Consider the following 26,506-nt stretch of genomic DNA (forward strand, 5'->3'; position numbering starts at 1 on the left):
CGTGGCACGCCCGGGACCCCGTGCCGTGATCAGCGCAGTTCGGTGCGGAGCTCGTGCGCCCCGTCCGCACGGGTGTACTCGTAGTAGAGCCGCCGCCCGCCGCCCGGCAGATCCACGATGTCCAGGTAGCGAAGGCCACCGCCCGCGTACGGCGAGACCCCGACGGGCTCGGTGCCGAGAGGGGTCAGCTCCGCCGGATCCGTGCCGACCGCGACACCGGTCTTCTCCTCGTAGTTCTCCGCCGCGGTGGCCCTGCCGTCGTAGAAGGCCACCACCCTGTCGCCGAGGAAGCGGACCGCGGCCACCCGCGCACCCCTGGCGTCCCAGGTGCCGGGACGGCCGCTGAGCGCGGTGCCCTGCCAGGTCCACTCGATGCCGTCGGCACTGGTGGCGTAGTCGGTCACCATCTGGTCGGCCTCGTGGTCCTCCTCCAGCGGGTGACAGGAGGCCCACAGGTGCCAGAGGCCGTCCCGCAGCACGATCACCGGGTCCTTGACGCCGGTCTTCGGGTCGCCCGGCAGCACGACCTGCCGCTGCGAGGCCTGGAAGCCGGACGGGTCGTCGGCCTCCAGCACCTCGACCCGCCAGTGCTTGGTGTCGTAGGTGGCGCAGCTGAGGTAGAGCCTCCAGCGTCCCTCCGGCGTGCGTACCAGGGTGGGCCGCTCCAGCGACTCCGTGTCCATCTCCTCCCTGCCGATCGTGAGCAGGGTCTCGAACCGCTCACCGTCGACGGAACGGGCGACGGCGACGGCGTAACCACGGCCCTCGCCGACGGGGCGGCGCAGCCGGTAGGCGAGGTAGATGAGCCCGTCGCTCGCCACGGCGCTCGGCGCGCCGGCCCAGTGGCCGGCACCCGGCTGTGCCGGTTCGATCGCGACGACGGAACGGCCGGGGTCGGGAAGGAAGTCCTCGATTGTCACGACACCGAGATTAGGCATGCCTTGCGCAACACTCACGGAGAATCACCAATCATCATCACGAGCTTTGTCACCCCTTGACGGCCAAAGGGCAGATCATCCTTGGTTTCTCCGGCGCGAGGGGCGCCGGTGGCCGCCACCTTCCGCGACCGGGTCGGCACGATCGGGCGTACCGGGGGTGACCCGGTCCGGGGTGCCGGGACGGTGCCGGAGGGGTGTTCGCGACGCCGGGCCCGGTGAAGGCCTCGATGCCCGACCGTACAGGGTCCGGAGAGCTGCTCGGACGCGGCGGGCCGAGGACGCGTCCCCCTCGCCACCAGGTCGCGGATCCGCGTCGCGCCCTCCGCCCCATCTCGCTGCGGCGCCCTCTCGTCACGCTCGTCCGCGAGAGCGGCCGGCCCGCCGGCGACACGCCTTCCACGATCGTCCGGAGCCGTCAGGAGCGTCGGAGCGTCGCGCTCGGCAACGGGATCGCGGGGAACGGATTGTCCGGCGGCAGGATGAGCCGCCTCGCCTCCTGCGGGCGGGCGGTGGCCTCCAGGTGCAGGAGTGCGGCCCCGACCCCCGCTGCCCCGACCATGTAGCCGGTGTCGGCGGTCACCTCCCAGGGGCGCAACCGCCGGTAGGCCTGGTACCAGCGGGTGCCCCTGCCGTCGTGGCCGGTGGCCCGGCCGACCAGGTTCTCCCCCAGCGTGCGGGCGAACTCCAGATGCCGGCTGTGGCCGGTCGCCGCCCAGAGTCCCACGAACAGCTCCACCAGACCGGCGGTGCCGCAGCACTGGCAGGCCGAGTTCCAGGAGCCGCCGCTCTGGTTGGCGGGGGCGCCGCTGCGGACGATCCCCCGCGCCAGCCGTTCGGCCCAATCGAGATCCCCGGCGTCGCCCGACACCCGGTGCAGCTCGTAGAACATCCGGGCGACCCCGGCCGAGCCGGAGCAGAAGCCCAGGTAGTGCAGGTCGCGGCCCTGCGGGATGTGGTGCGGCACCAGCGCGCACCGCTCGTTCACGGCGCTGACCGCGCGGACGAAGTCGGCCCCCCTGCGGGAGGCGCCCAGGAAGGCGCTCTCGCCGGTCACGCCGTACAGGCGGGCGAGCAGGAAGGCGGTGCCCGCGGTGCCGGACAGGAAGCCGGGGGTGACCGCGTCCAGGGGCAGGTCGGCGCAGGCGCCCTCGCCGAAGCGGTGACCGGGGACGACGAGCGTGGCGATGCGGGCGCCGGCCTCGACCGCGACCTCCTGGTAGGCGGGCACTCCCAGGATGCCCGCGGCGTGCAGCAGGCCGAGGATGATCCCGCCGTCACCTCGCTGCGCGGGGTCGCCGGTCCAGCCCAGGCCGCCGTCGACGGGGCGGGCGCTGCGCACGATGCGGTCGGCGACGGCGCCGGCCTCGACCTCGAAGCCACCCTCGCCGGTGGCCCAGCCGGTCTCGGCCAGGGCGAACATCACTCCGGCCAGGCCGTGATGGAGGGAGAGGTCGGCCTGCTCCCGCCAGGTGGCGGCGAGGTATCGGGCTCCGGCCGTGGCGTCGTCGAGGTAGCCGTCGTCTCCGGTGGCGGCGGCGAGTTCCAGGAAGAACAGGATGATCCCGGCCGCCCCCGAGTACAGCGAGAGGGGGTGGTCGGGCATGGCGGCCCGGCCTCGGGGGTCGGGATTGGCCAGCCAGTGCCGTCCGCGTTCGTCGTCCACGGCCGCGGAACGAATCCAGCGCGCGGCGCCGACCGCGGCGGCCAGCGGGCTCTCGGCCTCCGGCTCCAGGCTCATGGCGGCTCCTTCGTACGGCGAGACAATCATTTTACCTGTATTTCCTACAGGATCAATAGGTAATCTGGTTCACCGACACGCGGAACCTGCCCCGCGCGAGGGTCGACCATGCGGGCCCTTCGCCGGCTCACCCCGGCCCGCCGACGTCTCGGACCTGGCGGTCGTGAAGGAGCAGCTCGCTCATGACCGATCCCGCCAGGTCGAAGCCTCCGACGTGGGCGAGGTAGCCGCCGGCCTCGAAGACCGACCCGTCCAACGGGATGAAGACGCCTCCGGCCCGCCGGACGAGCAGCGACCCCGCCGCCATGTCCCACGGACTGACCCTACTGCCGTAGGCGACGTCCGCCCACCCGCCCGCGACGTACGCCAGCTTGAGCGCGGTGCTGCCCGGGCGGCGCGTGGAGGCGAACGCCTCCAGCATCCTGCCGAACCGGCGCAGCGTCTCCTCCCCGCCCTCGGTCACCTCGCGGGGAGTGGGATAACTGGTCAGCAGAACCCCCTCCCGGTCACGTGTCGCGCCGGCGCTGCGCAGCCGCGTGCCGTTGCACCAGGCACCGCCAGGATCGGCTCGGAACTCCTCGTCTCGCACCGGGTCGTACACCACCCCGGCGACCACCTCGTCCCCGACTGCCGCGGCGATCGACACGCAGAAGAACGGCAGCCCCGCGGCGAAGTTCGCGGTCCCGTCGATCGGGTCGACGTACCAGCGGATCTCACCCGAACCCGTGCTGCCGCCCTCCTCGCCGATGACCGTGCTCCCCGGGACACGCCTGTCGATGACCTCTCGGATGATCTCCTCGGCGGCACGGTCATGCTCGGTCACCGGATCGTGGAAGTCGCTCTTGGTCTCGATCGCGGGACGCGACCTGAACGCCCCGCGGAGCCGGTCGCCCACCGCGCGGGCGGCCTCGACCGCGACGGCGGACAGCTCCGTCGCGGTGCTCTGATCCCTGCGCTGATCCATGCTTCCTCCAGTGGCGCGAACGGCGGCGCGAACAATGGTCCCTGTCCCGGTGGCCAGGACCGGACGGTTTTTGTCAAGACATTCTGATGTCCGCTAGCCTGACGGCGCGGCGTGTCAACGGGGAGGGCGAATGACGCAGCTCGCCATCGATCTCGACCGGTCCAGCCCGGTCCCGCTCTACTTCCAGGTGGCCGAGCAGATCTCCGAGGCCATCCGCCGCGGCGATCTGCCCCCGGGGGCGCGTCTCGACAACGAGATCCTGCTCGCCGGTCGGCTGGGCCTGTCGCGGCCGACCATCCGCCAGGCGATCCAGTATCTGGTCGACAAGGGCCTGCTGGTGCGCAAGCGAGGTGTCGGCACCCAGGTGGTGCACGGCCAGATCAGGCGTTCCATCGAGCTGACCGGCCTCTACGACGACCTTCGCAGGGCCGGTCAGGAGCCGGCCACCAGGGTGCTGCTCCTGGGCCCGGCTCCGGTGGGCGAGGACGTCGCCGCGACCCTCGGCGTCGCGCCCGGCACCGAGATGCTCCGCCTGGAGCGGATCCGCTACGCCACGGGGGAACCGCTCGCCCTGTTGCACAACTGGCTGCCCTGCGGGCTCGCCCCGCTGACCGCCGAGGGCCTTCGGGAGCACGGGCTGTACGAGACGCTCCGCGCCTCCGGGGTGCGGATGCGCGTGGCGAACCAGCGCATGGGGGCGCGGGCGGCCACGGCGGCCGAGGCGAGGCTGCTCGGCGAGCGGCGCGGGGCGCCGCTGCTCACGCTGATCCGCACCACCTACGACGACCAGGGCAGGGCCGTCGAGCACGGCTCCCACCTCTACCGGGCCTCGCACTACTCCCTGGAGGTCACGCTCATCGAACGCTGACCGGGCGGCGGGCTCCCCAAGGTCAAATCTGCGCCAAACAACCGGTGCGCGATGGTGCCCGACGCGTGATGATTCGTCCCTTGGGGATGTCATATGCGTAATCACCGCTCAGGAAGCGCCGGTATGACGCCAGATCCGAGACAAGACCATGCGCGGCCGGAAGGATGAGTGGGCGGCGGCCCTCGCCCTGCTCGAAGGCGTCGCGTCCACGACCCGGAACGTCATGCTCGTCGAGGGCGAGCCGGGGATAGGCAAGTCGCTGCTGCTCGCCGAGGCCGCGAGCGCCGCGAGCGCGCGTGGGATGTCGGTGGCGGGCGGCCGGGCCGACGAGCTGGGACGGCTCACCCCCCTGGGGCCGCTGCTGTCGGCGCTTGAGGAGTCACCGACGACTCCGATGCCCCTGACCAGGAGTTTCTTCCCCGACGGGCCGGAACTGCTGCTGTGGCTGGCCGAGCAGGTCCGTACCTCGCTGGAGAGAAGACTCGCCTCGGGGCCTCTGCTGGTGATCCTCGACGATCTCCAGTGGGCCGACCCCGCCACGATCATGGCCCTGCGGACGATGCCCTCGCGACTCGCCTCACGCCCGGTGACATGGCTGCTGGCCCGCCGCGACGCCCCGGCCGGCGGCGACGCGGGCCGGCTTTTCGACCTGCTGGAGGAGGAGGGGGCCGCCCGGACCGTTCTGCGCCCGCTGGACGAGGGCGCGGTGGCCGAGGTCTCCGCCGACATCCTGGGCGCGCCACCCGGGCGGGAGCTGGCGGCACTGGCCGCCCAGGCCGCCGGCAATCCGCTCCTGCTCTCCGAGCTCCTCACCGGGCTACGCGAGGAGGGCGCCGTCCTGGTCGAGGACGGCGTCGCCCGGCCGGCCGGGATCACCTCCGCCCAGGCGGCGCTGCCCGCGCGCCTGCACGATGCCGTCCGACGCCGCCTGAACGAGCTCGGCACCAGGACCCGTTATCTGCTGGAGGCCATCGCGGTGCTCGGCCGCTCGGTCACACCTGCGTACGCGGCCAGGATGCTCGGCGAGACCCCGGCCGCGTTGCTCCCTCCGCTGGAGGAGGCACTCGCGGCCGGGGTCCTCGTGGCCACCTCGGACGAGCTGACGTTCCGTCACGAACTGGTGTGGCGGTCGGTCGTCGACAGGGTGCCCTCACCGGTGCGGCGAGCGCTGCGGGAGCAGGTCGAGCGCTCCACCGCGCCCCTCCGGGGCGGCGACGGCGGGAGGCTCCTGGACCTCTCCCTGCTCGCGTGGAACGAGGGCGACCTCTCTCGCGGGCTGGGCCTGGCGCGCGAGGCCGTGGAGCGACCGGTCCGCGGCCCGCACCGGCAGCCGCGGGCGGTGCTGGCCACGATGCTCGTCGACCTGTGGCTGCTGGACGAGGCGGCAGCGGCGACGGAGATCGCCGCCGAGGAGGCCGACACCGAGGGTGAGCCCTCGTGGGCCGCGGAGATCCCCGTTCTCCGCGCCCGCCTGGACCTGGCCGCGGGCCGGATCGGCGCAGCGATCAAGCACGCGGAGGTCGCCCTGACCACCGCCGAGGCCCTGGAAGCGCCGATGCTGGTCTCCTCGTCCCTGTCGGTGCTCGGCACCGCGTCACTGCAGTCGGGCGACCTGCCTGGGGCCGTCAGGTACATGGAGAGGGGCCTGGTCAGGCCGGCAACCGGCATGCCGCCGCCCGCACGGCTGCGATCGGAGCTGGTGGCCGCACGGATCAGGGAGGCGCGCGACGGCGCCGCGGGTGGCATGAGCTCGCTCGGCGGGGTCTACGACGCGCTGCCCCTGTACCTCGGCGCGCTGACCGGCGAGCCCGCGGCGGCGGCGTGGCTGGTGCGGGTGGCGATGGCCGTGAACGACCGGCGCAGGGCCGACGCCGTGGTCGACGCCGCCGAGGACGTCGCCTCCCGCAATCCCGGCCTGTCCAACCCGTCGGTCTCCGCCGACCACGCGCGAGGGCTGCGGGAGGGTGACGCCGAGGCGCTGGGCCGCGCGGTGGCCGGGTACGTCGATCCCTGGGCGAGAGGGTCGGCGGCGGAGGACCTCGGGGTGCTGCTGGGGGTGGGCGACGGCCACAGGGAGCTGGCCGTGGGGAGCCTGAAGACCGCCCTGACCTGCTACGGGGCCGTGGAAGCCGTCCGGGACGCGGCGCGGGTGCGGGGCAGACTGCGGCGTCTGGGCGAGCGGTGCCGCCACTGGGTAAGGACCGCCCACCCCGCCTCGGGGTGGGCCAGCCTGACCGGCACCGAGCAGGCCGTCTGCGATCTGGTCTCCCAGGGGCTGACGAACCGGCACGCCGCCGAGCAGATGTTCATCAGCGAGCACACCGTCGCCTTCCACCTGCGGCAGGTCTACCGCAAGCTGGGTATTCACTCGCGGGTCGAACTGGCCAGGCTCGCGGCGCAGGAGAGCGGCCACCGGCGTCCTGGCTGACGTCCCCCTGGCGCGTTCTCCTCGAGGAGGGCGGGACGCGGTTCCGGTGTCGCACGATATTTTGATATTTCGTTATTTCGGTGACGTCGACCGTTCCGCTGGTCCGCGGTCGGCGACTCACCCGTAGGTGACGGCGAGTTCGTCGTCGCCGAGGTCCACCCGGACCACGGCTCCCTCGTCCGCCTCCCCCGACAGGAGCGCGCGGCCGATGCGCGTCTCGACCTCCCTGGCGATGAACCTGCGCAGCGGGCGGGCTCCGTACACGGGGTCGTAGCCTCGCTCGGCGATGTGCCGCAGCGCCGCCTCGGTGACCTCCAGCCGGATGCCCCGCTGTTCGAGGCGGTCGCGCAGCTCGACGAACATCAGGTCGACGATGCGTTCGATCTCCTCCGGGGTGAGCGGCTTGAAGATCACGATGTCGTCGACGCGGTTGAGGAACTCGGGGCGGAAGTGGGAGCGCAGCTCGGCCATGACCCGCTGTCTCGCCTCGGGCTCGATCTCCCCGGTCGAGGTGACGCCGTCGAGGAGGTACAGGGAGCCGAGGTTGGAGGTCATGATCAGGACGGTGTTGCGGAAGTCGACGGTCCTGCCCTGCGCGTCGGTGAGCCTGCCGTCGTCGAGCACCTGCAGCAGCGTGTTGAAGACATCGGCGTGCGCCTTCTCCACCTCGTCGAAGAGCACCACGGAGTAGGGCTTGCGCCGCACGGCCTCGGTCAGCTGGCCTCCCTCCTCGTACCCGACATAACCGGGGGGCGCGCCGACGAGACGACTGACCGTGTGCCGCTCCTGGTACTCGCTCATGTCGATGCGGATCATGTTGTCCTCGGTGTCGAAGAGCGCCGCCGCGAGCGCCTTGGCCAGCTCCGTCTTGCCGACGCCCGTGGGCCCCAGGAAGATGAACGACCCGATCGGGCGGCGCGGGTCCTTGATGCCGGAGCGTGCCCGGATCACCGCGTCGGCCACCAACCGCACCGCCTCGTCCTGGCCGATCACCCGCTCGTGCAGGATCTGGTCGAGCCGCAGGAGCTTCTCACGCTCGCCCTCGCGCAGCCGGCTCACCGGGATGCCCGTCCATCGGGAGACGATCATCGAGATCTCCTCGTCGGTCACGACCTCGCGCAGCAGGCGCGAGGCGCCCTGCTTGGAGTACAGCCGCTCCTCCTCGGCCTCGAGCCGCCGCAGCAGCTCGGGCAACCTGCCGTGCCGCAGCTCCGCGGCGCGGTTGAGGTCGTAGTCGCGCTCGGCCCGCTCCGCCTCCGCGCGTACGTGCTCCAGTTCCTCGCGCAGGGCCTGGACGGCGCGCAGGGCGTGCCGCTCCGCCTCCCACTGCGCCCGCATCGCGTCGGCCTGGGCGCGCAGGTCGGCGAGTTCCCTGCGCAGCTCCTCCAGCCGGGTCCCGCTCGCGGAGTCCTCCTCCTTCGCGAGCGCGGCCTCCTCGATCTCCAGGCGCATCACCCTGCGGGTGAGCTCGTCGAGCTCGGCGGGCATCGAGTCGATCTCCGTACGCAGCATCGCGCACGCCTCGTCCACCAGGTCGATGGCCTTGTCGGGCAGGAAACGGTCGGAGATGTAGCGGTGGCTCAGCACGACGGCCGCCACCAGCGCGCTGTCCTGGATCTTCACGCCGTGGAAGATCTCCAGGCGCTCGCGCAGGCCGCGCAGGATGGACACGGCGTCCTCGACCGAGGGCTCGTCGACCATCACCGGCTGGAACCGGCGCTCCAGGGCCGCGTCCTTCTCGACGTGCTTGCGGTACTCGGCGAGGGTCGTCGCCCCGATCATGTGCAGCTCACCACGGGCCAGCATGGGTTTGAGCATGTTGCCCGCGTCCATCGCGCCCTCGGCGGCTCCCGCGCCCACCACGGTGTGCATCTCGTCGACGAAGAGCAGGATCCGCCCTTCCGCGGCCTTGACCTCGTTGAGCACCGCCTTGAGCCGCTCCTCGAACTCGCCCCGGTACTTGGCCCCGGCCACCAGCGAACCCATGTCGAGGCTGAAGACCGTCTTGCCCTTGAGTCCCTCCGGCACGTCCCCGTGGCTGATCCGCAGGGCGAGGCCCTCCACGATGGCGGTCTTGCCCACACCGGGGTCGCCGACGAGGACCGGGTTGTTCTTCGTCTTGCGCGACAGGATCTGGATGACGCGGCGGATCTCGGCGTCACGCCCGATGACCGGGTCGAGTTTGCCGGACATGGCGTCGGCCACCAGGTCGCGCCCGTACTTCTCCAGCGCCTCGTACGCCACCTCGGGCATCGCGGAGGTCACCCGCTGGTTGCCGCGGATCGCGGTGAGCGCCTTGAGGAAGCCGTCCCTGGTCAGGGCCTGCTCGTGCAGCAGCCGCCCCGAGGCCGTCGAGCCGCCCTCCTCAAGCAGGGCGACGAGCAGGTGCTCCACCGACACGTACTCGTCCCTGAGCCGGTCGGCCTCCCGCTTGGCCGTCTCCAGCAGGCGGGAGAGCCGCTGCGTCACGTAGACCTGGCCGGGCGAGGCGCCGGGACCGCTCACCTTGGGGCGGCGGTCCAGCCCCGCCTCCAACTCGGTCCTGAGCCGGTCGGTGTCGACGTTCGCGTACGAGAGCAGGCGCGGGATCAGCCCGTCCGGCTGGTCGAGCAGCGCCAGCAGCAGGTGCTCGCCGTCCACCTCGGTGTGCCCGAAACGCAGGGCCTTGGTCTGCGCGTCGTGCAGCGCCTCCTGTGACTTCTGCGTCAGCTGGTTCATGTCCACGGCGGGCCTCCGGTGGGTCGGGAACGACCGCGCTGGGCGGCCTCGAGTTCTGCGATGCGGTCCAGCAGGTCCAGTACGAGGCCGAGCGCCGCGTAGTTGATCGAGAATCCGGCGCGCAGCCGCCGGATGCGCGCCATGGTGAGCAGTTGGGGAGGCGGGAACCACAGGTTCCCCTCGGCGTCGGTCCAGGCGTCGAGCAAACCCAGCACGACGAGGCGCCGCAGCAGGTCGGGGTGTGTCCCCGTCCGGGCGGCGAACGTCTCCAGATCCAGGCGCGCGGGCCTGGTCAGCTGGTAGGTCCTCCCTGCCTCTCGCGGGACCTCTCGCGGGGCCTCCCTTGGGGCCTCCCGCCGGTTCTCTCGCGGGTGGGAGACCGCGTCCGGGGCCGACGAGCGTCCGGCGCGCTCCGCCCGCTCCCGCGGGTGGGCGGGGCGCGGCTCCGGCCGGCGCGGTCCGCGTTCGGAAAACGGGTCGTTCATCACCGTCTCCTCGGGTCGAACGTGGAAACCGAGGAGAGCTGCTCGAACAACCGCCGCTCCTCCTCGGACAGCCGTTCCGGGACCATGATCCGCACCTCGGCGTACAGGTCGCCCGGCTTGTCGCGACGGCTGGGCATCCCCCGGCCGCGCAGCCGCAGCCGCCTGCCGCTGGACGTGCCCGGCGGCACCTTGACCTTGGTCTCGCCGCCGGGGGTGTCGACCGCGACGGAGGCTCCGAGCGCCGCCTCCCATGGGGCGACCGGGAGCAGGACGTGGATGTCGCGCCCCTCGGCCCGGTAGCGGGGGTGCGGGGCGATCCTGACGATCAGGTAGAGGTCGCCCGCGGGCGCCCCTTCACCGCCCTTGCCGCCCTGACCGGCCAGCCTGACGCGCTGGCCGTCGGTGACGCCCGGCGGGATGTCGACCCGCAGCCGACGCGAGCCGACGGTGATGGAGCGGGGCCCGCCACGGTAGGCGTCCTCGAAGGACAGCACGATCTCGGCCTCCTGGTCGGCACCGGGAATCGGCCCCCAGCTCGCGCCGGAGCGCCCCCTCCTGCCGCCGGAGAACAGCCCTTCGAGGAGATCGTCGAGGTCGACGCCCTCCTCGAAGCCGCCGAAGCCGCCGCCACGGGGACCCGCTCCGCTCCGGCCCCCGGCCCGGCCCGCGCCCGCCCCGCGTCTCCCGGCGCGCGCCCACGTCTCGGGGTCGACGTCTTCGGGCACCTGACGGAAATCCGGCCCGAAGGCGTCGTAGCGGCGCCGGGTCGCGGGGTCGGACAGCACGCTGTAGGCCTCGGAGACCTCCTTGAAGCGGTCCTCGGCGGAGGGGTCCTTGTTGACGTCGGGATGGTTGGCCCGCGCCAGCTTGCGGTAGGCGCGCTGGATGTCCTCCTGGCTCGCCCCTCTCCGCACGCCGAGGATCTCGTAGAAGTCCCGGTCAGGGGGCATCATGCCCCCTTGGCCACCACGACCAGCGCGGGCCGCAGCTGCTGTTCACCGTCCCCGTAGCCCGGCCGCACCACCCGTACGACCGTGCCGTCGGGCACGCCCTCCTGCGAGAGCACGCCCACCGCCTCGTGCCTGGCCGGGTCGAACACGGCCCCGGTATCGTCACGACGCGCGTACCCGAGGCGGGAGAGCACCTCCTGCGCCTGGTCGCGGATCACCCGCAACCCGTCGGCTATGGAGACGGGATCGGTCTCGGCGTGCTCCAGCGCGCGGTCCAGGTTGTCCAGTACGGGCAGCCACTCCCCGGCGGCCCGGGCCCGCTCCTCCGACCGGGTCCGCGCGGCGTCCCTGCTGACGCGTTTGCGCAGGTTGTCGAGGTCGGCGAGGGCACGCCGCCACCTGTCCTGGAGATCGGTCACCAGCGCCTGGAGCTCCACGACGCGCTCCTGGAGCTCGTCCGGGGCCTCCAGGCTCTCCGGGGGCCCCGGGGACCCCGGGTGCTCCTCCCGGACCTCCGGCCCCCGGTCCGGTGTCTCCTCCCGGCCATCGCGCCGTGCCTCGGGTGTCTCACTCATCGGTCGTGAACTCCGCGTCGATGACGTCGTCCCCGCCACCCTGGGAGCCGGCCGGTCCCGCGGCTCCCGGACCGCCCGCCGCCCCGCCGGTCCCCGGGGCTCCGTCGCCCGAGACGCCGGCGCCCGCCGCGGCGAGACCGTGGTAGGCCTGCTGGAGCTCGGAGGTGAGCGAGCGGACCCGGTCGAGCGGGGCCTCCTGCTTGATCGCGTCGCGGGCGTCGTTCACCAGCATCTCCCCGCGCGCCTTCTCGTGGACGGGTACCGAGTCACCCAGCTCCGCCAGGCGACGCTCCACCTGGTAGGCGGCACTGTCGAGCTCGTTGCGCGCGTCCACCACCTGCCGCATCCGCTGGTCCTCCTCGCGGTGCCGCTCGGAGTCGGCGACCATCCGCTCGACCTCGCTCTTGTCCAGGTTCGAGCTCTCGCTGATCGTGATGCGCTGCTCGGCGCCGGTGTCCTTGTCCTTGGCCGAGACGTTCAGGATGCCGTTGGCGTCGATGTCGAAGGTCACGTCGACCTGCGGCACACCGCGCGGCGCGGACCGGATGTTCTCCAGCCGGAACCGGCCGAGGGGGCGGTTGTCGGCGGCGCGCTCACGCTCGCCCTGCAGGATGACGACGTCCACGGCGGTCTGGTTGTCCTCCGCGGTGCTGAACGTCTCGGAGCGGCGGGCCGGGATGGTCGTGTTGCGCTCGATGACCTTCGTCATCACCCCGCCGAGCGTCTCGATGCCGAGGGAGAGCGGGGTCACGTCGAGCAGGACGACGTCCTTCAGCTCACCCTTGATGACGGCGGCCTGGATCGCGGCGCCCAGCGCCACGACCTCGTCCGGGTTGACCGTCATGTTCGGTTCCTTGCCACCGGTCATCCGGCGCACCAGGTTCTGCACGGCGGGCATCCTGGTCGACCCGCCCACCAGGATCACCTCGTCGATGTCGTCGGCGGTGAGCTTGGCGTCGGCCATCGCCTGCTGGACCGGCCCTTTGCACCGTTCGAGCAGGTCGGCGGTGATCTCCTCGAAGGTCGAGCGCCTGAGCGTGGCGTTCAGATGCTTGGGGCCGGAGGCGTCCGCGGTGATGAAGGGCAGGCTGACCTGCGTCTGGCTGACCGCCGACAGCTCGACCTTGGCCTTCTCGGCGGCCTCGAACAGCCGCTGCAGGGCCTGCGGGTCCTGACGCAGGTCGATGCCGTTGTCCCGCTGGAACTCGTCGGCGAGGTAGTCGACGACCCGCCGGTCGAAGTCGTCGCCGCCCAGGTGGGTGTCGCCGGCGGTCGACCGCACCTCCACGACGCCGTCCCCGATGGCGAGGATGCTGACGTCGAAGGTTCCACCGCCCAGGTCGAAGACGAGCACGGTCTCGCTCTCCTTGCGGTCGAGCCCGTAGGCGAGGGCCGCCGCGGTCGGCTCGTTGATGATCCGCAGGACTTCCAGGCCGGCGATCTTCCCCGCGTCCTTGGTCGCCTGGCGCTGGGAGTCGTTGAAGTAGGCGGGTACGGTGATGACCGCCTCGGTGACCTTCTCCCCCAGGAACTTCGAGGCGTCGTCCACGAGCTTGCGCAGGACGGCCGCGGCGATCTCCTCGGGGGCGTACGACTTCTCGTGGATCTTGAAGCGGACGGCCCCCTCCGGGCCGGGAACGACGTCGAACGAGACGGCGTTCAGCTCGCTGGAGACCTCCTCGTGGCGGCGGCCCATGAAGCGCTTGGCCGAGTAGATCGTCCCCTTGGGGTTCAGGATCGCCTGGCGGCGAGCCAGTTGCCCCACCAGGCGTTCGCCGTTGTCGGTGAACGCCACGACCGACGGCGTCGTCCGGGCACCCTCGGAGTTGGGAATCACCGTGGGCTTGTCGCCCTCCATGGTGGCGATCACCGAGTTGGTGGTGCCCAGGTCGATTCCGACTGCTTTAGCCATGCTGCCCTCCTATGCGCTGCGGCACCGGCGCCCGCCGGACGGCGTCGTCGGTGCCCATCCGACAGCCCGGCGTCCCCCGGGCCCGGTGGTTCCGCGTCTTCACCGGAACCGCCCGGCGGATCGGGCCGGCCGGATGGGCGGACATGGGACGGCGGCGCGAGCGACATCGCCCGCGCCGCCGTCAGTACGGGCTCCGGCCCGGGTGGCTCCGGCCGGTCAGATCTGCTGATGCATCTGCTGGGACGTACCGACGTTGAGCAGCCTGCGCGCCTCGGCGGCGTGCGCGGCCGCCGCCAGCACCTCGTAGCGGTCGGCGACGATCGCGCTCGACGACAGGAAGTCGCGTTTGCCGCCGGTGAGCGCGTGACCGACCAACCCGAAGATCACTCCGGCGATGGCACCCCAGATCAGGCCCCACAGCACCAGGATGAAGGGGAAGCGCCCGGGAGTGAAGATCGCGAAGAACAGGCCGATCAGCAGTCCGAACCAGGCTCCGGTCGCCGCGCCCATCCCCGCGGCGCGGAGATAGGTCAGCCGCCCGAGCACCCGCTCGATGAGCCGGAGACCGACTCCGACGATCATCGTGTGCTCCACCGGGAACTTCTGGTCCGACAGCTGGTCCACGGCACGCTGGGCCTCGGCGTAGTCGCCGAAACTCGCAACCGTCTCATAGCCGGTCAAATTGACGTCAGGTCGCATGGCACTTCCCTTCGACGGGCACCCGCGAGGTGAATCCGTACTCGACTCACCCTGACCCCGCGACGGCGTCCCCACATCCCCAGACCTGACAGTCATCGCCGTCGCCGTCACCCCGGCGCGGGTTCCCCTGCCGTCGGGCCACCGCCGGGGAGGGCTCCCGGCGCGCCCCCACCGTCGGCCGGGAATCCGCTGTCAGTCGGGGGCCAGGCCATGCCGGAAGGCGTACGTCACCGCCTGGGCCCGGTCGCGCAGTCCCGCCTTGGCGAAGAGATTGTTGATGTGCGTCTTGACCGTCGCCTCGGAGATGAACAGCTCCCGGGCGATCTCCGCGTTGGAGCGGCCCGCCGCTATCAGCCGCAGCACCTCGCTCTCGCGGCGGGTCAGGCCGTCGGGCGGGTCAGGCGTGCGGCGGCTCCCGGCCACCGCCTCGGCGAGCCGCCGCTGGACACCGGGATCGAACTGGGCCTCACCCTCGACCACGGTGGCGATGGCCGAGGCGAGGGACTCGGCGTCGGCGTCCTTGGTCAGGTAGCCCCGCGCCCCCGCGGCCAGCGCGGCGAAGACCGACTCGTCGTCGGAGTACGTCGTCAGGACCACCACCTGGATCTCCGGGTGGGCGGCCCTGATCCTGCGGGTCGCCTCCACCCCGTCCATCCGGGGCATCCGCAGGTCCATCAGGACCACGTCGGGCCGAAGAGAGCCGGCGAGCCCGACCGCCTCCCGTCCGTCGGCCGCCGCCCCCGCCACCTCGATGCCGGGCAGCAGCCCCAGGAGCAGCACCAGCCCCTCGCGCACCACCGTCTGGTCGTCGACCACCAGCACCCGCACGCTCACCCTGCCTCCCTGCCTCCCTGCCTCTCGAACGCCCGCCGAACCCCTTGAACGCCCCTCGAACGCGCCCGCGTGCGCCGATCACACTCCCCGGCGTGGTCGTACCGTACGGCACCGGCGTGACCCGTCCGCGGCGCGGCGCCCACCCCCGCGATGGCGCCGCGCCGCGGGCGGCTCACGCCGGGACCCGCAGCAGGACCTCGAAGCCCTCCTCACCCGGACGCACGGCGAGCGAACCACCGATCAGCTCGGCCCGCTCCCGCATGCCCACCAGCCCGTATCCGCCTCCCGACGGCGCCGCCGGGCCCGGCGGGCCGCCCGTGTCGCGTACCTCCAGCTCGCACCAGCGGCCGACGCGGCGCAACGCCACCGACGCCGCGGCGCCCGGCGCGTGCTTGCGCACGTTCGTCAGCGCCTCCTGCGCGGTCCTGGCCACCGCCAGCCGTGCCCCCGCCTCCAGGCCGTCGAGGTTCCCCACGACCGAGACCGCGCAGGGCGAGCCGGTCACGGAACGGAACTCCACCGCCAGCCGCTCCAGCCGCTCGGCCAGCGGAAGCTCCTCCCCGCGCAGCGCGTCTAGCGCCCTGCGGGTCTCCTCGAGCCCGGCGCGCGCCAGCCGCACGGCGCGGTTCACCCGGTCGAGGGCCGCCGCCGTGTCCTCTCCGCGCTCGGGTCCCCGCTCAAGCCCACGCTCAAGCAGCAGCCGCGCGCCCTCCAGGTGGACGATCTGCGCCGACTGCGAGTGCGCCAGGATGTCGTGGACCTCCCTCGCCAGCCGGGCCCGCTCGGCCAGTACCGCCTCGCCCGCCCGCGCCTCGGCGAGCGCGGCGGCGTGATCCCTGGTCGCCTTCACGTGCCGCATCAGGAAGACGAAGACGGCGACGTAGGTGAGGCCGAAGGTGTTGCCCAGCACCTCCGCGACCGGCAGCCCGAGCAGGAAGGACACGGCCGTCGTGGCGGCGACGTCCGCCGTGACCAGGAACGCCGCCGGCCAGAGGCGGGTTTTGAACGGCGCGGCGAAGATCACGATGTACATGAACCCCATGCCGCTGTAGGGGCTGATCCCGTGCAGGGCCAGTCCCCCGGCCAGGGTCGCCGCGAGCAGCGGGGCGTCTCGGCGCGGCTCCCGGCCGAGCAGCACCCACAGGCAGCAGCCGACGGTGGCGGCGCCGAGCGGGACCACTCCGAGCAGACCGGGCCAGCCCGTCTCGACCGCGCCGATCACCGGACCGGAGAGGATGTAGCCCACCAGCACGACGGTGAGGAACCGGCGCACCGAGGGGCGGCGGAGAAACGTCACGCCCACAAGCTATCCACGCCCCCCTGCGGCGGGCCATGGGCCTCGGGGTGGAGATCGCCTCCACCCCCGGCGGCCCCGATCTCCTCCCGGGTGGACATCGCGAGATCCATCCCCGGGACCGTGCGCTCCCACCCGCCCGGGGGCCATCGTCGAGGTCATGTCAGCAATCAGCGTCACCCACCTCGGCAAGTCGTTCGGCGGGGTACGGGCCGTCGACGACCTGTCGTTCACGGTGGAACGGGGAACACTCACGGCCTTCGCCGGCCCCAACGGGGCGGGCAAGACCACCACCCTGCGCATGATCCTCGGCCTGGTCACGCCCACCGAGGGCAGCGCGACCATCGGCGGCGAGCCCTACCGCGACCTGAAACGCCCCGTCCGGACGGTCGGCGCGGTGCTGGAGGCCACCGCCTTCCACCCGGCGCTGAGCGCCCGCACGCATCTGGAGGCTCTCCGTCTCGCCGCGGGCCTGGATCCCGGACGCGTGGAGCAGGTTCTGGAGCAGGTCGATCTCACCGCCGCGGCCGACCGCAGGGTGCGGGGCTTCTCCCTGGGCATGCGTCAGCGGCTCGCCCTCGCCTCCGCCCTCCTGGGCGACCCGGAGATCCTCGTCCTCGACGAGCCCGCCAACGGCCTGGACCCGGCGGGCATGCGCTGGCTGCGGGGTTTCCTGCGGGCCTACACCCACCAGGGGCGCACGGTCCTGGTCTCCACCCACGTGCTCGCCGAGATCAGGCAGATCGCCGACCACGTGATCATCGTCAGGGCGGGGCATCTGGCCTGGCAGGGCCCGCTCGCCCCGGAGACCGACCTGGAGGAGCTCTACATGGAGGTGACCTCGTGAACGGCCTGATCCGCGCCGAGTTGCTCAAGGCACGCGCGAGCCGCACCACCTGGATCCTCGCCGCCCTCGCGCCCCCGCTGTGCGTGGCCTGGGCGGGGCTGATGGTCTTCCTGATGGGCCTGGAAGGCGGGATGCCACTCGACGCGCAGATCGAGAACGTCTACAGCATGGCCCAGCAGGCCTACGTCGTCACCCTGCTGCTCGGCGTACTCGGCATGGCCGGGGAGAACCGCCACCAGACGATCACCTGGCAGTTCCTGGTCACCCCGGGGCGGAGCCGGGTGGTGACGGCCAAGCTGACCGCGTACGGGATCGTCGGCCTGCTGATCGCCACGGTCTCGGCGCTGGTCACGCTGGTGGCGGGCCTGGTCACCCTCACTCTGGCCGGCCACCCCGCCTGGAGTCCCGGCGTACCCGCCGTCCTGCTCGGCTCGGCGCTCGGGGTCGCCCTGTATGGCCTGCTCGGAGTGGCTCTGGGCGCTTTGATCCGCAACCAGGTCGCGGCGGTGGCGGTGGCGCTGGTGTGGTTCATGTACGCCGACTACCTGCTCGTCAGTTTCCTGCCGGAGCTGGGCAGATGGCTGCCGACCGGGGCGGCCAGGGCCCTGAGCGGCATGCCCCTGCGTACCGGTGAGCTGCTGCCCGCCTGGGCCGGCGGGATGCTGTTCGCGGGCTACGTCGCGGTGATCGTGCTCGCCGCCCGCGCGCTGACCCTGCGTCGCGACATCACGTGATCTCGCGACACCGCGGCACGACCCCTGTCACGGCACCTTCATGACACCGTCACGAAGCGCGTCGGACCGGCCGCGCCGCGCCTCGGAAAGCACGCGGTGCGATGTGATCGGAGGAGGCGGTGTCACGCCATGGTGTCGCGGACGGCGGCGTGGGCCGCCTCACGCATCATGGAGTGCAGCACCGCGTTGGACTCCCGGTCCGTCCGCACCTCGATCATGCGCAACCCGTCGCCGCGCAGCGCCTTGACCAGCTGCCCCGGCTCGTCCACGAAGGTGTACGGCGTGCCGGTGGCGGCGGCCACGTAGCCCAGGTCCACCCCGTGCGAGGTGCCGAAGACCCGCTCGAAGGGGTCGCGCAGCGCGGCCTGGGGAAGGAGTGAGAAGATCCCGCCGCCGTCGTTGTTCACCACGACCAGGCAGAGATCCGGGCGGGGCTCGCGGGAGCCGAGGACCAGCCCGTTCTGGTCGTGCAGGAAGGTCAGGTCGCCCATCAGGGCGTAGGAGGGGCCGTTGTGCGCGAGGGCGGCGCCCATCGCGGACGACACCACACCGTCGATCCCCGCCGCCCCCCGGTTGGCCAGGACCCGCAGACCTCGCCGGGCACGCATCGCCTGGTCGAGGTCGCGGATCGGCATGGAAGAACCGGAGAACAGCAGCGATCCGTTGGGCAGCGCCTCCGCCAGGTCGCGGGCCAGGCGCGGCTCGCTGAGCCCCGTACCGTCCAGCACCTCGTCGATCGCGGCCCTCGCCGCCGTCTCGGCACGGCGCCAGGAGTGCAGCCACGCGTCGTCGCCCGCGGTGACCGGGATCTCCACCACCTGGGCGACCTGGGTGGCCGAGCGGGTCGGGTCGGGCCAGCGGGTCATGTCGGCGGCGACCACGATGTGCTCGTCCGCGTGCCTCAGCCAGTTCAGCAGCGGCCGGGACAGGCCGGGACGGCCCAGGGTGACCACGACGTCGGGACGGTGCCGGTCGGCGAACTCCGGGGTGCCGAGGAGGAAGTGGTAGGTCGACATCGCGTGGTCGCCGTAGCGGGCGCCGCCGTTGGGCTCCGACAGGACCGGCCATCCGGCCATACCCGCCGCCGCCACGTATCTGCGCGTGTTGGTCGCGCCGTCTCCGACGACCAGCACACCCCTCCTGGTCGGCGGCAGGTGCAGGGCCACCGGCGGGGAGGCCACCCTGGCGCGGATCCACGGCCCTTCGCTGTCACCCTCCAGGGACTCGCACCAGGACGGGTCGCCGTCCGGGACCAGCGGCTCGCGGAAGGACACGTTGAGGTGAACCGGACCCGGGTCGTACGGGCCCAGCGCGCGCTGGTAGGCGCGGCAGGCCGTCGACCGCCAGTAGGCGACCTGGCCCAGGCGGTCCTCGGGCACGCCGATCTCGCCGAACCAGCGGACGGCCGTGCCGTACAGCTTGATCTGGTCGACGGTCTGGCTGGCGCCGGTGTCGCGCAGCTCCGGCGGGCGGTCGGCGGTGAGCACCAGCAGCGGAACCCCCGACTCGTGCGCCTCGATGACGGCGGGGTGGAAGTTGGCCGCCGCGGTGCCGGAGGTGCAGATCAGGACGACCGGGCGGCCGCTACGGCGGGCGAGGCCCACCGCCAGGTAGGAGGCCGAGCGCTCGTCCACCCGCACGTGCAGCCGGATACGGCTGTCGGCGTGCACGGCCAGGGCGAGCGGCGCCGACCGCGATCCGGGTGCGAGCACCACGTCCGTGAGACCGCAGCGGGCGAGCTCGTCGACCAGCACCGTCGCGAGCGCGGTCGCGGGATTCACCGCACCGCCTCCTTAACTCCGCACCCGGGGGGGTGAGTCCGTCCTGAGGCGCGCGAAGGCGACCTCGTCCATGCGGGGCGGCGCGCCTCGGGACCGAACCGCCTCGGACCCCCGCCATCCCCGGGGGCGGCGGGAGAACCTGTCCCCGCCACCCGGCCGTGAACTTCCGCCGCCGCTAGGGACGGCGCGGGAACTTGCCGAAGTCGGGGGCGCGCTTCTCCTTGAACGCGTCGCGGCCCTCCTGCGCCTCCTCGCTCATGTAGTAGAGCAGGGTGGCGTCACCGGCGAACTGCTGCATCCCCGCGGCGCCGTCGGTCACCGCGTTCAGCGCGCCCTTGAGCATACGCAGCGCGAGCGGCGACTTCTCCAGCATCTCCCTCGCCCACTTGACCGTCTCCGTCTCAAGCTCGGCGAGCGGCACGACCGCGTTGACCAGGCCCCAGTCGAGGGCGGTCTGCGCGTCGTACTGGCGGCAGAGGTACCAGATCTCACGGGCCCGCTTCAGGCCGACGGTCTCGGCCAGCAGCCAGGAGCCGTAGCCTCCGTCGAAGGAGCCGACCTTGGGGCCGGTCTGGCCGAAGACCGCGTTGTCGGCGGCGATGGACAGGTCGCAGCACACGTGCAGCACGTGGCCGCCGCCGATGGCGTAGCCGGCGATCATCGCGATGACCGGCTTGGGGCAGCGGCGGATCTGGACCTGTAGATCGAGCACGTTGAGCCGGCCGACGTGCGGGGTGGACTTGTCGACGTAGCCGTCGTCGCCGCGGATCTTCTGGTCACCGCCGGAGCAGAAGGCCCTGTCACCCGCGCCGGTGAAGATGATCACGCCGACCTCGGCGTCCTCCTGGGCGACGTTGAAGGCGTCCTTGAGCTCGAAGAGCGTCGTCGGGCGGAACGCGTTGTGGCGCTCCGGGCGGTTGATCGTGATCTTGGCGATACCCTCGCCGGTCTCGTAGACGATGTCCTCGTACTGGCCGGACCTCTTCCAGTCGACCGCGCCGTCGCGCTCGGACGCCTTCTCCACCGCCCGCTCATCCACGCCCGGCTCGACCCGCTCCGTGCCCACGATGGCTTCACCCTCTCCGCTGCGCCGGTACCCCCGGCCGTTGTCCGGCTTCCGGCACTAACCTTACGACCGTGATGACCGCTCCTGCGCACGAGGCGTGGCTTTCCGTAGAACGGGAATTGCACGCCGTGGTATCTCCGGCGACCTCGGAGTTGTTCCGGGCCGTCGGCGCGGCGCTGGACGGCAGCGGCCCGGCCGTGCTGCCCCTCTCCCCCGCCCTGCCCGCCCCCGCACTGCGGGCGACGCTCGACGCGTTGCGCCCGACCCATGTGAACGGAGTACGCCGCGAGGGCGGCGTCGGTGTGCCCGCCGAGGTCGCGGTGGTCATCGCCACCAGCGGCTCGACCGGCGTCCCGAAGGGCGTCCAGCTGTCCGCCGAGGCGCTGCTCGCCTCCGCGTCGGCCTCGTTGCGGCGCCTGGGCGCCGCAACGGGCGAGCGCTGGCTGTGCTGTCTGCCTCCCTCCCACGTCTCCGGCCTGCAGGTCCTGGTCAGGTCGCTGCTGGGCGGGACCGAGCCGATCGTGCACGACGGGTTCTCCCCCGAGGCCGTGCTCTCCAGCGGCGCGGAGCACGTCTCACTGGTGCCGACCCAGCTGCGCCGGCTGCTCCAGGTGGATTCGACGCGTCTCCAGCGCCTGTCGAGGATCAGGACCATCCTGCTCGGCGGCGCCGCCGCTCCCCCCGGCCTGCTCGCCGCGGCCCACGCGGCCGGCGCCCGGGTGGTCACCACGTACGGCATGAGCGAGACCTGCGGCGGGTGCGTCTACGACGGCGATCCCCTCAACGGGGTGGGGATCGCCGTCGTAGACGACGGCCGGATCCGTCTGAGCGGACCCATGCTGTTCTCCGGCTATCGGCTCCGCCCCGACCTCACCGAGGCGGCCCGCGACGGCGACTGGTTCCTCACCTCGGACCTGGGCACCCTGGAGGGAGGGCGGCTACGCGTGCTGGGGCGGGCCGACGACGTCATCAACACCGGAGGTGAGAAGGTGGTCGCCGCGGCGGTGGCCGCCGTGCTGGCCGAGCATCCCGCGATCGTCGACGTCGCCGTGGTCGGCCGTCCCGACCCCGAGTGGGGCGAGCGGGTGGTGGCCGTCGTCGTCTCGCCCTCCCCGCCGCCCCTGGCCGAGCTGCGCGCCCTCGTCAAGAAGCGGATGCCCGCCTACGCGGCCCCTGCCGACCTGACCGTTGTGACCGAAATACCGCTTCTGGCCAATGGCAAGCCGGATCTCGCGGCTCTCCGTTATGGTCGTGATCGGGAACCGTGAAGGTGCCCCCGAACGTCCAATGAGGTAGCCGAAGCAGGAAGGACAAGCCCGATGAACGTCACCCGGAAGACATGGGTCTCGGCTGGAATCGTGAGCCTGGTCCTCGCCGGCGGCATTTCCGTCACGGCGGCCGCCGCGTCGGGCGGGATCGGGAGAGCGGAGAAACCATCGGACGAGCCGGTGCCCGCCGTGTCCCCGAACGAGCCGGGAGCGCCCTCGTACGAGCCGTCACCGACCGCGTCCGCTCCTCCCGCCGAGGACTACGTGGTCTCCAAGGAGGTCAACCCCGACCCCGAGAAGGTCTTCGGTTACTGGAACGAGGACCGGCTGGAGCAGGCCGAGCCCTTCCCGATGCCCATGGTCGACGGCCCGCTCGAAGGCTCCTCGGAGTCGGCGAAAGAGGGCCCCGTGGAAGTGATCGAATAGGCCCTCTCGGGCACCCGCGCGCGGGTGGATCGCCGACACGGCGGTCCACCCATCATATTTTCCGAGTCAAGTCGGGAACAGAATGTTCTTGCCTGGGGTTATTGGTACTGGTGCGCCGAGCGGCTCCCAGACCGCCCCACCCCAAGACCAGCAAACCGTAAATTCAGACGACTCCGTGATGGAGGAGGTGTCCTCATGCCCCCAGCCGCCGTGGCGACCTCATCTGAGGCCCCGACGACCCTCGACCAGCTCCTTGACCGAGGACGAGTCCAGGGTCACCTTTCACTCGCGGAGCTGCGTCACGCCTTCGCCGAGGCGGGCGTCAGCCCCACCGAGGGCAGGTCGATTCTGCGCGAGCTCACCGAGGCGGGCGTCAGCCTGGCGGCCGAGAACGAGCCCACACTCTCGGCATCCACCGCCAAGAGCACCCGCAAGACCTCCGCACGCAAGACGAAGACCGCCTCCGCGAGGAAGACCTCGACGAAGGCCGAGCCCGTGGCCGGCGCCCCCGACGCGACCAAGGTCCCGGTGGAGTCCTCCGGGGACCTCAAGACCACCAGGAGGACCAAGGCCGTGAAGGCCGCCGGGACCACCGCCAAGGGCACCAAGGACGCCAAGGACACAGCGGCGGAGCCCGAGGACGAGTGGAACCCGGCGGAGGAGCCCGAGGTGGAGGCCGAGCCGACCCTCGACCTCGACGACCAGTCCTCCGTCATGGGTGACTCGGTGCACACCTACCTGAAGTCGATCGGCCGTCGCACCCTGCTCACCGCCGCACAGGAGGTCGAGCTGGCCAAGCGCATCGAGGCCGGCCTGTACGCCGAGTCCAAGCTGGAGGCCGACCCGGGCCTGTCCGCGGTCGTGCGTGACGACCTGGAGTGGATCGCCGAGGACGGCCGCCGGGCCAAGGACCACATGCTGGAGGCCAACCTCCGCCTGGTCGTCTCCGTGGCGAAGAAGTACACCGACCGGGGCATGGCCCTGCTCGACGTGGTCCAGGAGGGCAACCTCGGTCTGATCCGCGCGGTGGAGAAGTTCGACTACACCAAGGGCTACAAGTTCTCCACCTACGCCATGTGGTGGATCCGCCAGGCCATCCAGCGCGGCTTCGCGGACTCGGCCCGCACGATCAGGCTGCCGGTGCACGTGCTGGAAATGCTCTCCAAGCTGTCGCGCGTCGAGCGCGACATGCACCAGCGCCTGGGCCGCGAGCCCACGCCGGAGGAGCTGGGCGTCGAGCTCGACAAGAGCCCCGACCAGATCGAGGAGCTGCTGCGCACCAGCCGCCAGCCGATCAGCCTCAACGCCACCATCGGCGAGGACGGCGAGACCACCATCGGCGACCTCATCGAGGACGTCGACTCGCCCGAGGCCTCGGAGGTCGTCGACCGTCAGCTGCTCGGCGAGCAGCTGCGCGGCGTGCTGGGCAACCTCTCCCCCAGGGAGGCCAAGATCATGGCCCTGCGCTTCGGCCTCGTCGACGGCAAGCCCCACACCCTCGACGAGATCGGTAAGCACCTCGGCCTGACGCGCGAGCGCATCCGCCAGCTGGAGAAGGAGTCGCTCTCCAAGCTTCGCCACCCCAGCAACACCCGCCCGCTGCTCGACTGGGCCAGCTGACCCGGCCGCCCGTTTCGAAGGGCGCCACCGCGAGACCTCCTGTCCGCGGTGGCGCCCTTCCGCGTTTCCGGCCCCGCCCAAGGGGTGTCCCGACGGAATCGGCGCGATCGCCGGGCGTCCCTCCCGGAAGGTCGGCGCGGGGGGCCAAGGTGGACCAAGGCGACGGTCACCCGTATCCGGCCTCGAAGGCCGGGAAGGCGCGGAGGCCGGGAAGGCGCGGAAGGCTCAGCCGTCCATCTGGGCGATGAGGCTCCTTGGGCGCATGTCGGTCCAGGAGCTCTCGACGTAGGCGAGGCAACCGGCGCGGGAGTCCTCACCGTGGGCGATCTGCCAGCCCGCGGGGACGTCGGCGAACGCGGGCCACAACGAGTGCTGCCCCTCCACGTTCACCAGCACCAGGAAGGACGCGCCGTCGTCGTCGAAGGGGTTGATCATCGGTTACCTCCAGCAGGAACGGGCAAGGATCGGGGATTCGTCCGGCACCGGGAGCGGCGGTCGGCACGGGGTCCGCGTGCGGGCGTCGGCGCGCGGTTTTCCCGCCGACGCGCCCGGAGGCCGCCGAGCACCGATCTCCCGTCGCGTTCTCGGAGCCATCAGGCAGGGGTTGGGGCAGAGGAAAATGCGTGGCGTGCACATCTCAGCGAAATACCTGGTCACAGCGTTAGGCGAGCAGTCGGGGGCTGTCGGAATGACAAGGTTTATTAGGTAAGCCTATCCTAAAATCCACCTCATCGACGGCGATGTCAAGGCTTATGGGGGATGACGGCGTCCAGGCCCCCGCAGGCCCCCCGGAGGCCCGCCGGGGGCGCCCGCGGCGGGCCGGGACCACGAAGGGCTCCTCCCCGCGGTCTTCGGCCGCGGGGAGGAGCCCTCTCGAACGGGAGCCCTGAGTGCCCAGGGTGCTTGGGATGAAGGTCAGCGGGCGGAGGCGGCGACCGGGCGGGGAACCCGGGGGATGCCGGTCAGCCGGTTCTGCTCGCGAAGGGTGCGCAGGCGGTTGACCTCCGCGGTCCACTCGGCACCCCGGGGGGTCGCCCTGCCCTTGCGGCGGCGGATCCGGTCGTCGTACGCCTTGACCCCGAACGTCGCACGCTGGTTGGCCTCGGCCGCGCGCAGGGCCTCGGTGAGAGCCCTGTCGAACGCCAGCCCGGCGGCTCGCAACTCCTGCACCGGAGCCGCGGCGGCCTGCGCCCGGCGCACCTCGGCCTCGGCCTCGCGCGCCTTCTCGAGAAGCTCGGGAAAGCTCTTCCCGACCTCCTGGTCAGCGTGGTGACGAACCTCCGCCTCCCGGCTCACGCTCGGTCGGAAAAACGCCATCTTCTTCCCTCTCTCACCGGTCGCCGGGCCTCCTCCGGCAGATCACCGCTCGTAGCCTACGCGCTCAGCCCTCACCCCACACACTCAGGGACCCGACCTCTCCCGGACGACCCCGTCCCGCCGCGCGACGGAGGTCCGTCCTGTTCGGCGCGCCGCCCTTTACGCAGTAAGGCAGGCGGTGGCAGGATGCCTCCCATGCCCGCCAAGCGACCACCCGTCCCGCTCTCCAGGGAGCGCATCATCGACGCCGCCCTTCACATCGCCGACGGCCAAGGACTTCGGCGTCTGACGATGCGACGGCTGGGCGACGCGCTCCAGGTGGAGGCGATGGCCATCTACCACCACCTGCCACGCGGCAAGGACGCCCTCATGGACGCGCTGGCCGAGCACGTCACCACCGTGCACGCCGAGCCGGGCGAGAGCTGGCAGGAGAGCGCGAGGGCCTGGTGCCGGGCGAGCAGGGCAGCACTGAGGGAGCATCCCGGGGTGCTGGCCCTCGCCCTGACCAAGCCGCCGAGAGGCAGGGCGGCGATCGCGATCAGGGAGCAGACCGAGCAACTGGCCGAGGCGGGCCTGGCCGACCCGGCGGGGGCGGTACGCGCCCTGCGGGCCTACGTCTTCGGCGCGGTGGCGGTGGAGGTGCAGCAGTCGGGCTGGGCCGAGCCCTCGGGCGACGAGGACGAGCCCTGGCGCCCTCCGTCGAGGGGAGGCGGTAGCCCGGCGGCGGACACCGACTTCGAGCACGGGCTGGACGCGCTCCTGGCCGGCCTGGGCACGCGGGAGGGCAGGAGCCGCTAAGGGCCAGGCCAGGGGCGCGAGGGCCGACATCGGGGCACGTCAGCAACTTGTAACCGATCGTTTACCCGCCAGGCGGCGTGTCGGACTTGGTTGAATGTGCTCATATGAGGCATGCTGTGTTATAGGTCACATCCCCCGACAAAGCCCTGACGGACTGGCCCTCTAGCAGTCCCAAACAGTCCTAACGGGCTATGTCGCCGAGGTGCGATCGATCGCACACTTGATCTACTTGATGTGCGACCCTCG

General features: G+C 71.9%; 23 protein-coding genes. 8 read left to right on the forward strand and 15 right to left on the reverse strand.

Annotated features, from left to right (window positions below; translation table 11 throughout):
- Positions 1–29 precede the first annotated feature (29 nt).
- The 3 genes from ACFY3V_RS20200 to ACFY3V_RS20210 all read right to left on the reverse strand — a co-directional run bounded on the left by ACFY3V_RS20200 (position 30) and on the right by ACFY3V_RS20210 (position 3,640).
- Complete coding sequence (locus tag ACFY3V_RS20200) at positions 30–920, reverse strand: hypothetical protein (protein WP_362901280.1); 891 nt, start codon at positions 918–920, stop codon at positions 30–32.
- 433 nt (positions 921–1,353) lie between these two features.
- Positions 1,354–2,676 carry a lanthionine synthetase LanC family protein gene (locus ACFY3V_RS20205; protein ID WP_362901278.1) on the reverse strand — a complete coding sequence of 441 codons (1,323 nt, stop codon included), beginning with the start codon at positions 2,674–2,676 and terminating at the stop codon, positions 1,354–1,356.
- Between the two features lie 127 nt (positions 2,677–2,803).
- A complete protein-coding gene (locus ACFY3V_RS20210; protein ID WP_389775223.1) occupies positions 2,804–3,640 on the reverse strand; it encodes an inositol monophosphatase family protein in 837 nt (278 codons plus the stop codon).
- A gap of 130 nt (positions 3,641–3,770) precedes the next feature.
- Here ACFY3V_RS20210 and ACFY3V_RS20215 point away from each other — a divergent pair, with 130 nt between their 5' ends.
- Positions 3,771–4,508 (forward strand): GntR family transcriptional regulator, encoded by a 738-nt coding sequence (locus tag ACFY3V_RS20215; RefSeq protein WP_350947170.1) that lies wholly within the window; start codon positions 3,771–3,773, stop codon positions 4,506–4,508.
- Positions 4,509–4,656: 148 nt separating this feature from the next.
- Complete coding sequence (locus ACFY3V_RS20220) at positions 4,657–6,936, forward strand: AAA family ATPase (protein ID WP_389775227.1); 2,280 nt, start codon at positions 4,657–4,659, stop codon at positions 6,934–6,936.
- Between the two features lie 117 nt (positions 6,937–7,053).
- Here the strand turns inward: ACFY3V_RS20220 and clpB are convergent, their stop codons facing one another.
- The 8 genes from clpB to ACFY3V_RS20260 form a co-directional block, all read right to left on the reverse strand.
- Positions 7,054–9,660 (reverse strand): ATP-dependent chaperone ClpB, encoded by a 2,607-nt coding sequence (gene clpB, locus ACFY3V_RS20225; RefSeq protein ID WP_362901271.1) that lies wholly within the window; start codon positions 9,658–9,660, stop codon positions 7,054–7,056.
- Positions 9,651–10,139, reverse strand: a complete 489-nt coding sequence (locus ACFY3V_RS20230; protein WP_362901269.1) for a chaperone modulator CbpM — start codon at positions 10,137–10,139, stop codon at positions 9,651–9,653. Before ACFY3V_RS20230 ends, clpB begins: the two co-directional genes overlap by 10 nt.
- The gene (locus ACFY3V_RS20235; RefSeq protein WP_389775232.1) at positions 10,139–11,089 is read right to left on the reverse strand and encodes a DnaJ C-terminal domain-containing protein; all 951 of its coding nucleotides are present in this window, start codon (positions 11,087–11,089) and stop codon (positions 10,139–10,141) included. The genes ACFY3V_RS20230 and ACFY3V_RS20235 overlap by 1 nt, the downstream gene beginning before the upstream one ends.
- The gene (locus tag ACFY3V_RS20240) at positions 11,089–11,664 is read right to left on the reverse strand and encodes a nucleotide exchange factor GrpE (RefSeq protein ID WP_389775234.1); all 576 of its coding nucleotides are present in this window, start codon (positions 11,662–11,664) and stop codon (positions 11,089–11,091) included. Before ACFY3V_RS20240 ends, ACFY3V_RS20235 begins: the two co-directional genes overlap by 1 nt.
- Positions 11,657–13,576 (reverse strand): molecular chaperone DnaK, encoded by a 1,920-nt coding sequence (gene dnaK / locus ACFY3V_RS20245; RefSeq protein ID WP_362901263.1) that lies wholly within the window; start codon positions 13,574–13,576, stop codon positions 11,657–11,659. Before dnaK ends, ACFY3V_RS20240 begins: the two co-directional genes overlap by 8 nt.
- Before the next feature lie 216 nt (positions 13,577–13,792).
- Positions 13,793–14,275: a general stress protein gene (locus ACFY3V_RS20250; protein ID WP_350947163.1), complete on the reverse strand. Its 483-nt coding sequence runs from the start codon at positions 14,273–14,275 to the stop codon at positions 13,793–13,795.
- Between the two features lie 192 nt (positions 14,276–14,467).
- Positions 14,468–15,109 carry a response regulator transcription factor gene (locus ACFY3V_RS20255; protein ID WP_362901261.1) on the reverse strand — a complete coding sequence of 214 codons (642 nt, stop codon included), beginning with the start codon at positions 15,107–15,109 and terminating at the stop codon, positions 14,468–14,470.
- Between the two features lie 172 nt (positions 15,110–15,281).
- The gene (locus tag ACFY3V_RS20260; RefSeq protein WP_362901259.1) at positions 15,282–16,406 is read right to left on the reverse strand and encodes a histidine kinase; all 1,125 of its coding nucleotides are present in this window, start codon (positions 16,404–16,406) and stop codon (positions 15,282–15,284) included.
- Between the two features lie 157 nt (positions 16,407–16,563).
- Here ACFY3V_RS20260 and ACFY3V_RS20265 point away from each other — a divergent pair, with 157 nt between their 5' ends.
- Both ACFY3V_RS20265 and ACFY3V_RS20270 read left to right on the forward strand, forming a co-directional pair.
- Complete coding sequence (locus ACFY3V_RS20265; RefSeq protein ID WP_362901257.1) at positions 16,564–17,250, forward strand: ATP-binding cassette domain-containing protein; 687 nt, start codon at positions 16,564–16,566, stop codon at positions 17,248–17,250.
- On the forward strand, positions 17,247–17,984 hold the full coding sequence (locus ACFY3V_RS20270) for an ABC transporter permease (protein WP_362901255.1): 738 nt from the start codon (positions 17,247–17,249) through the stop codon (positions 17,982–17,984). Before ACFY3V_RS20265 ends, ACFY3V_RS20270 begins: the two co-directional genes overlap by 4 nt.
- A 122-nt stretch (positions 17,985–18,106) precedes the next feature.
- On the opposite strand, the gene menD is transcribed toward ACFY3V_RS20270, so the two are convergent.
- Together menD and menB are read right to left on the reverse strand one after the other, a co-directional pair.
- Entirely contained in the window at positions 18,107–19,765 is a 1,659-nt protein-coding gene (menD, locus tag ACFY3V_RS20275) for a 2-succinyl-5-enolpyruvyl-6-hydroxy-3-cyclohexene-1-carboxylic-acid synthase (protein ID WP_362901253.1), read from the reverse strand.
- Between the two features lie 175 nt (positions 19,766–19,940).
- Positions 19,941–20,789, reverse strand: a complete 849-nt coding sequence (gene menB / locus ACFY3V_RS20280) for a 1,4-dihydroxy-2-naphthoyl-CoA synthase (RefSeq protein ID WP_350947313.1) — start codon at positions 20,787–20,789, stop codon at positions 19,941–19,943.
- A gap of 116 nt (positions 20,790–20,905) precedes the next feature.
- Between menB and ACFY3V_RS20285 the strand changes: the two genes are divergently transcribed.
- The 3 genes from ACFY3V_RS20285 (at position 20,906) to ACFY3V_RS20295 (ending at position 24,145) form a co-directional block, all read left to right on the forward strand.
- Positions 20,906–22,099 (forward strand): AMP-binding protein, encoded by a 1,194-nt coding sequence (locus tag ACFY3V_RS20285; RefSeq protein ID WP_389775306.1) that lies wholly within the window; start codon positions 20,906–20,908, stop codon positions 22,097–22,099.
- Positions 22,100–22,150: 51 nt separating this feature from the next.
- Complete coding sequence (locus tag ACFY3V_RS20290) at positions 22,151–22,525, forward strand: hypothetical protein (RefSeq protein ID WP_362901249.1); 375 nt, start codon at positions 22,151–22,153, stop codon at positions 22,523–22,525.
- Positions 22,526–22,720: 195 nt separating this feature from the next.
- The gene (locus tag ACFY3V_RS20295) at positions 22,721–24,145 is read left to right on the forward strand and encodes an RNA polymerase sigma factor (RefSeq protein WP_362901247.1); all 1,425 of its coding nucleotides are present in this window, start codon (positions 22,721–22,723) and stop codon (positions 24,143–24,145) included.
- A 225-nt stretch (positions 24,146–24,370) separates the two neighbouring features.
- On the opposite strand, the gene ACFY3V_RS20300 is transcribed toward ACFY3V_RS20295, so the two are convergent.
- Positions 24,371–24,580 (reverse strand): MbtH family protein, encoded by a 210-nt coding sequence (locus ACFY3V_RS20300; protein ID WP_362901245.1) that lies wholly within the window; start codon positions 24,578–24,580, stop codon positions 24,371–24,373.
- A 480-nt stretch (positions 24,581–25,060) separates the two neighbouring features.
- Positions 25,061–25,462 carry a hypothetical protein gene (locus ACFY3V_RS20305; protein ID WP_350947155.1) on the reverse strand — a complete coding sequence of 134 codons (402 nt, stop codon included), beginning with the start codon at positions 25,460–25,462 and terminating at the stop codon, positions 25,061–25,063.
- Positions 25,463–25,657: 195 nt separating this feature from the next.
- Here ACFY3V_RS20305 and ACFY3V_RS20310 point away from each other — a divergent pair, with 195 nt between their 5' ends.
- Entirely contained in the window at positions 25,658–26,260 is a 603-nt protein-coding gene (locus ACFY3V_RS20310) for a TetR/AcrR family transcriptional regulator C-terminal domain-containing protein (RefSeq protein WP_362515827.1), read from the forward strand.
- The last annotated feature ends 246 nt before the right edge of the window (positions 26,261–26,506 follow it).

The organism is Streptosporangium sp. NPDC000095 (assembly GCF_042899335.1).
Taxonomy (GTDB): Bacteria; Actinomycetota; Actinomycetes; order Streptosporangiales; family Streptosporangiaceae; genus Streptosporangium.

What these genes read in the sequence shown, in the direction of transcription:
- ACFY3V_RS20310 (WP_362515827.1), top strand. Translation starts at nt 25,658, where the DNA reads ATGCCCGCCAAGCGACCACCCGTCCCGCTCTCCAGGGAGCGCATCATC.
- ACFY3V_RS20305 (WP_350947155.1), bottom strand. Translation starts at nt 25,462, where the DNA reads ATGGCGTTTTTCCGACCGAGCGTGAGCCGGGAGGCGGAGGTTCGTCAC.
- ACFY3V_RS20205 (WP_362901278.1), bottom strand. Translation starts at nt 2,676, where the DNA reads ATGAGCCTGGAGCCGGAGGCCGAGAGCCCGCTGGCCGCCGCGGTCGGC.
- ACFY3V_RS20285 (WP_389775306.1), top strand. Translation starts at nt 20,906, where the DNA reads ATGACCGCTCCTGCGCACGAGGCGTGGCTTTCCGTAGAACGGGAATTG.
- dnaK (WP_362901263.1), bottom strand. Translation starts at nt 13,576, where the DNA reads ATGGCTAAAGCAGTCGGAATCGACCTGGGCACCACCAACTCGGTGATC.
- ACFY3V_RS20215 (WP_350947170.1), top strand. Translation starts at nt 3,771, where the DNA reads ATGACGCAGCTCGCCATCGATCTCGACCGGTCCAGCCCGGTCCCGCTC.
- ACFY3V_RS20230 (WP_362901269.1), bottom strand. Translation starts at nt 10,139, where the DNA reads ATGAACGACCCGTTTTCCGAACGCGGACCGCGCCGGCCGGAGCCGCGC.
- ACFY3V_RS20300 (WP_362901245.1), bottom strand. Translation starts at nt 24,580, where the DNA reads ATGATCAACCCCTTCGACGACGACGGCGCGTCCTTCCTGGTGCTGGTG.
- ACFY3V_RS20295 (WP_362901247.1), top strand. Translation starts at nt 22,721, where the DNA reads ATGCCCCCAGCCGCCGTGGCGACCTCATCTGAGGCCCCGACGACCCTC.
- ACFY3V_RS20250 (WP_350947163.1), bottom strand. Translation starts at nt 14,275, where the DNA reads ATGCGACCTGACGTCAATTTGACCGGCTATGAGACGGTTGCGAGTTTC.
- ACFY3V_RS20210 (WP_389775223.1), bottom strand. Translation starts at nt 3,640, where the DNA reads ATGGATCAGCGCAGGGATCAGAGCACCGCGACGGAGCTGTCCGCCGTC.
- ACFY3V_RS20220 (WP_389775227.1), top strand. Translation starts at nt 4,657, where the DNA reads ATGCGCGGCCGGAAGGATGAGTGGGCGGCGGCCCTCGCCCTGCTCGAA.
- ACFY3V_RS20290 (WP_362901249.1), top strand. Translation starts at nt 22,151, where the DNA reads ATGAACGTCACCCGGAAGACATGGGTCTCGGCTGGAATCGTGAGCCTG.
- ACFY3V_RS20265 (WP_362901257.1), top strand. Translation starts at nt 16,564, where the DNA reads ATGTCAGCAATCAGCGTCACCCACCTCGGCAAGTCGTTCGGCGGGGTA.
- ACFY3V_RS20235 (WP_389775232.1), bottom strand. Translation starts at nt 11,089, where the DNA reads ATGCCCCCTGACCGGGACTTCTACGAGATCCTCGGCGTGCGGAGAGGG.
- ACFY3V_RS20240 (WP_389775234.1), bottom strand. Translation starts at nt 11,664, where the DNA reads ATGAGTGAGACACCCGAGGCACGGCGCGATGGCCGGGAGGAGACACCG.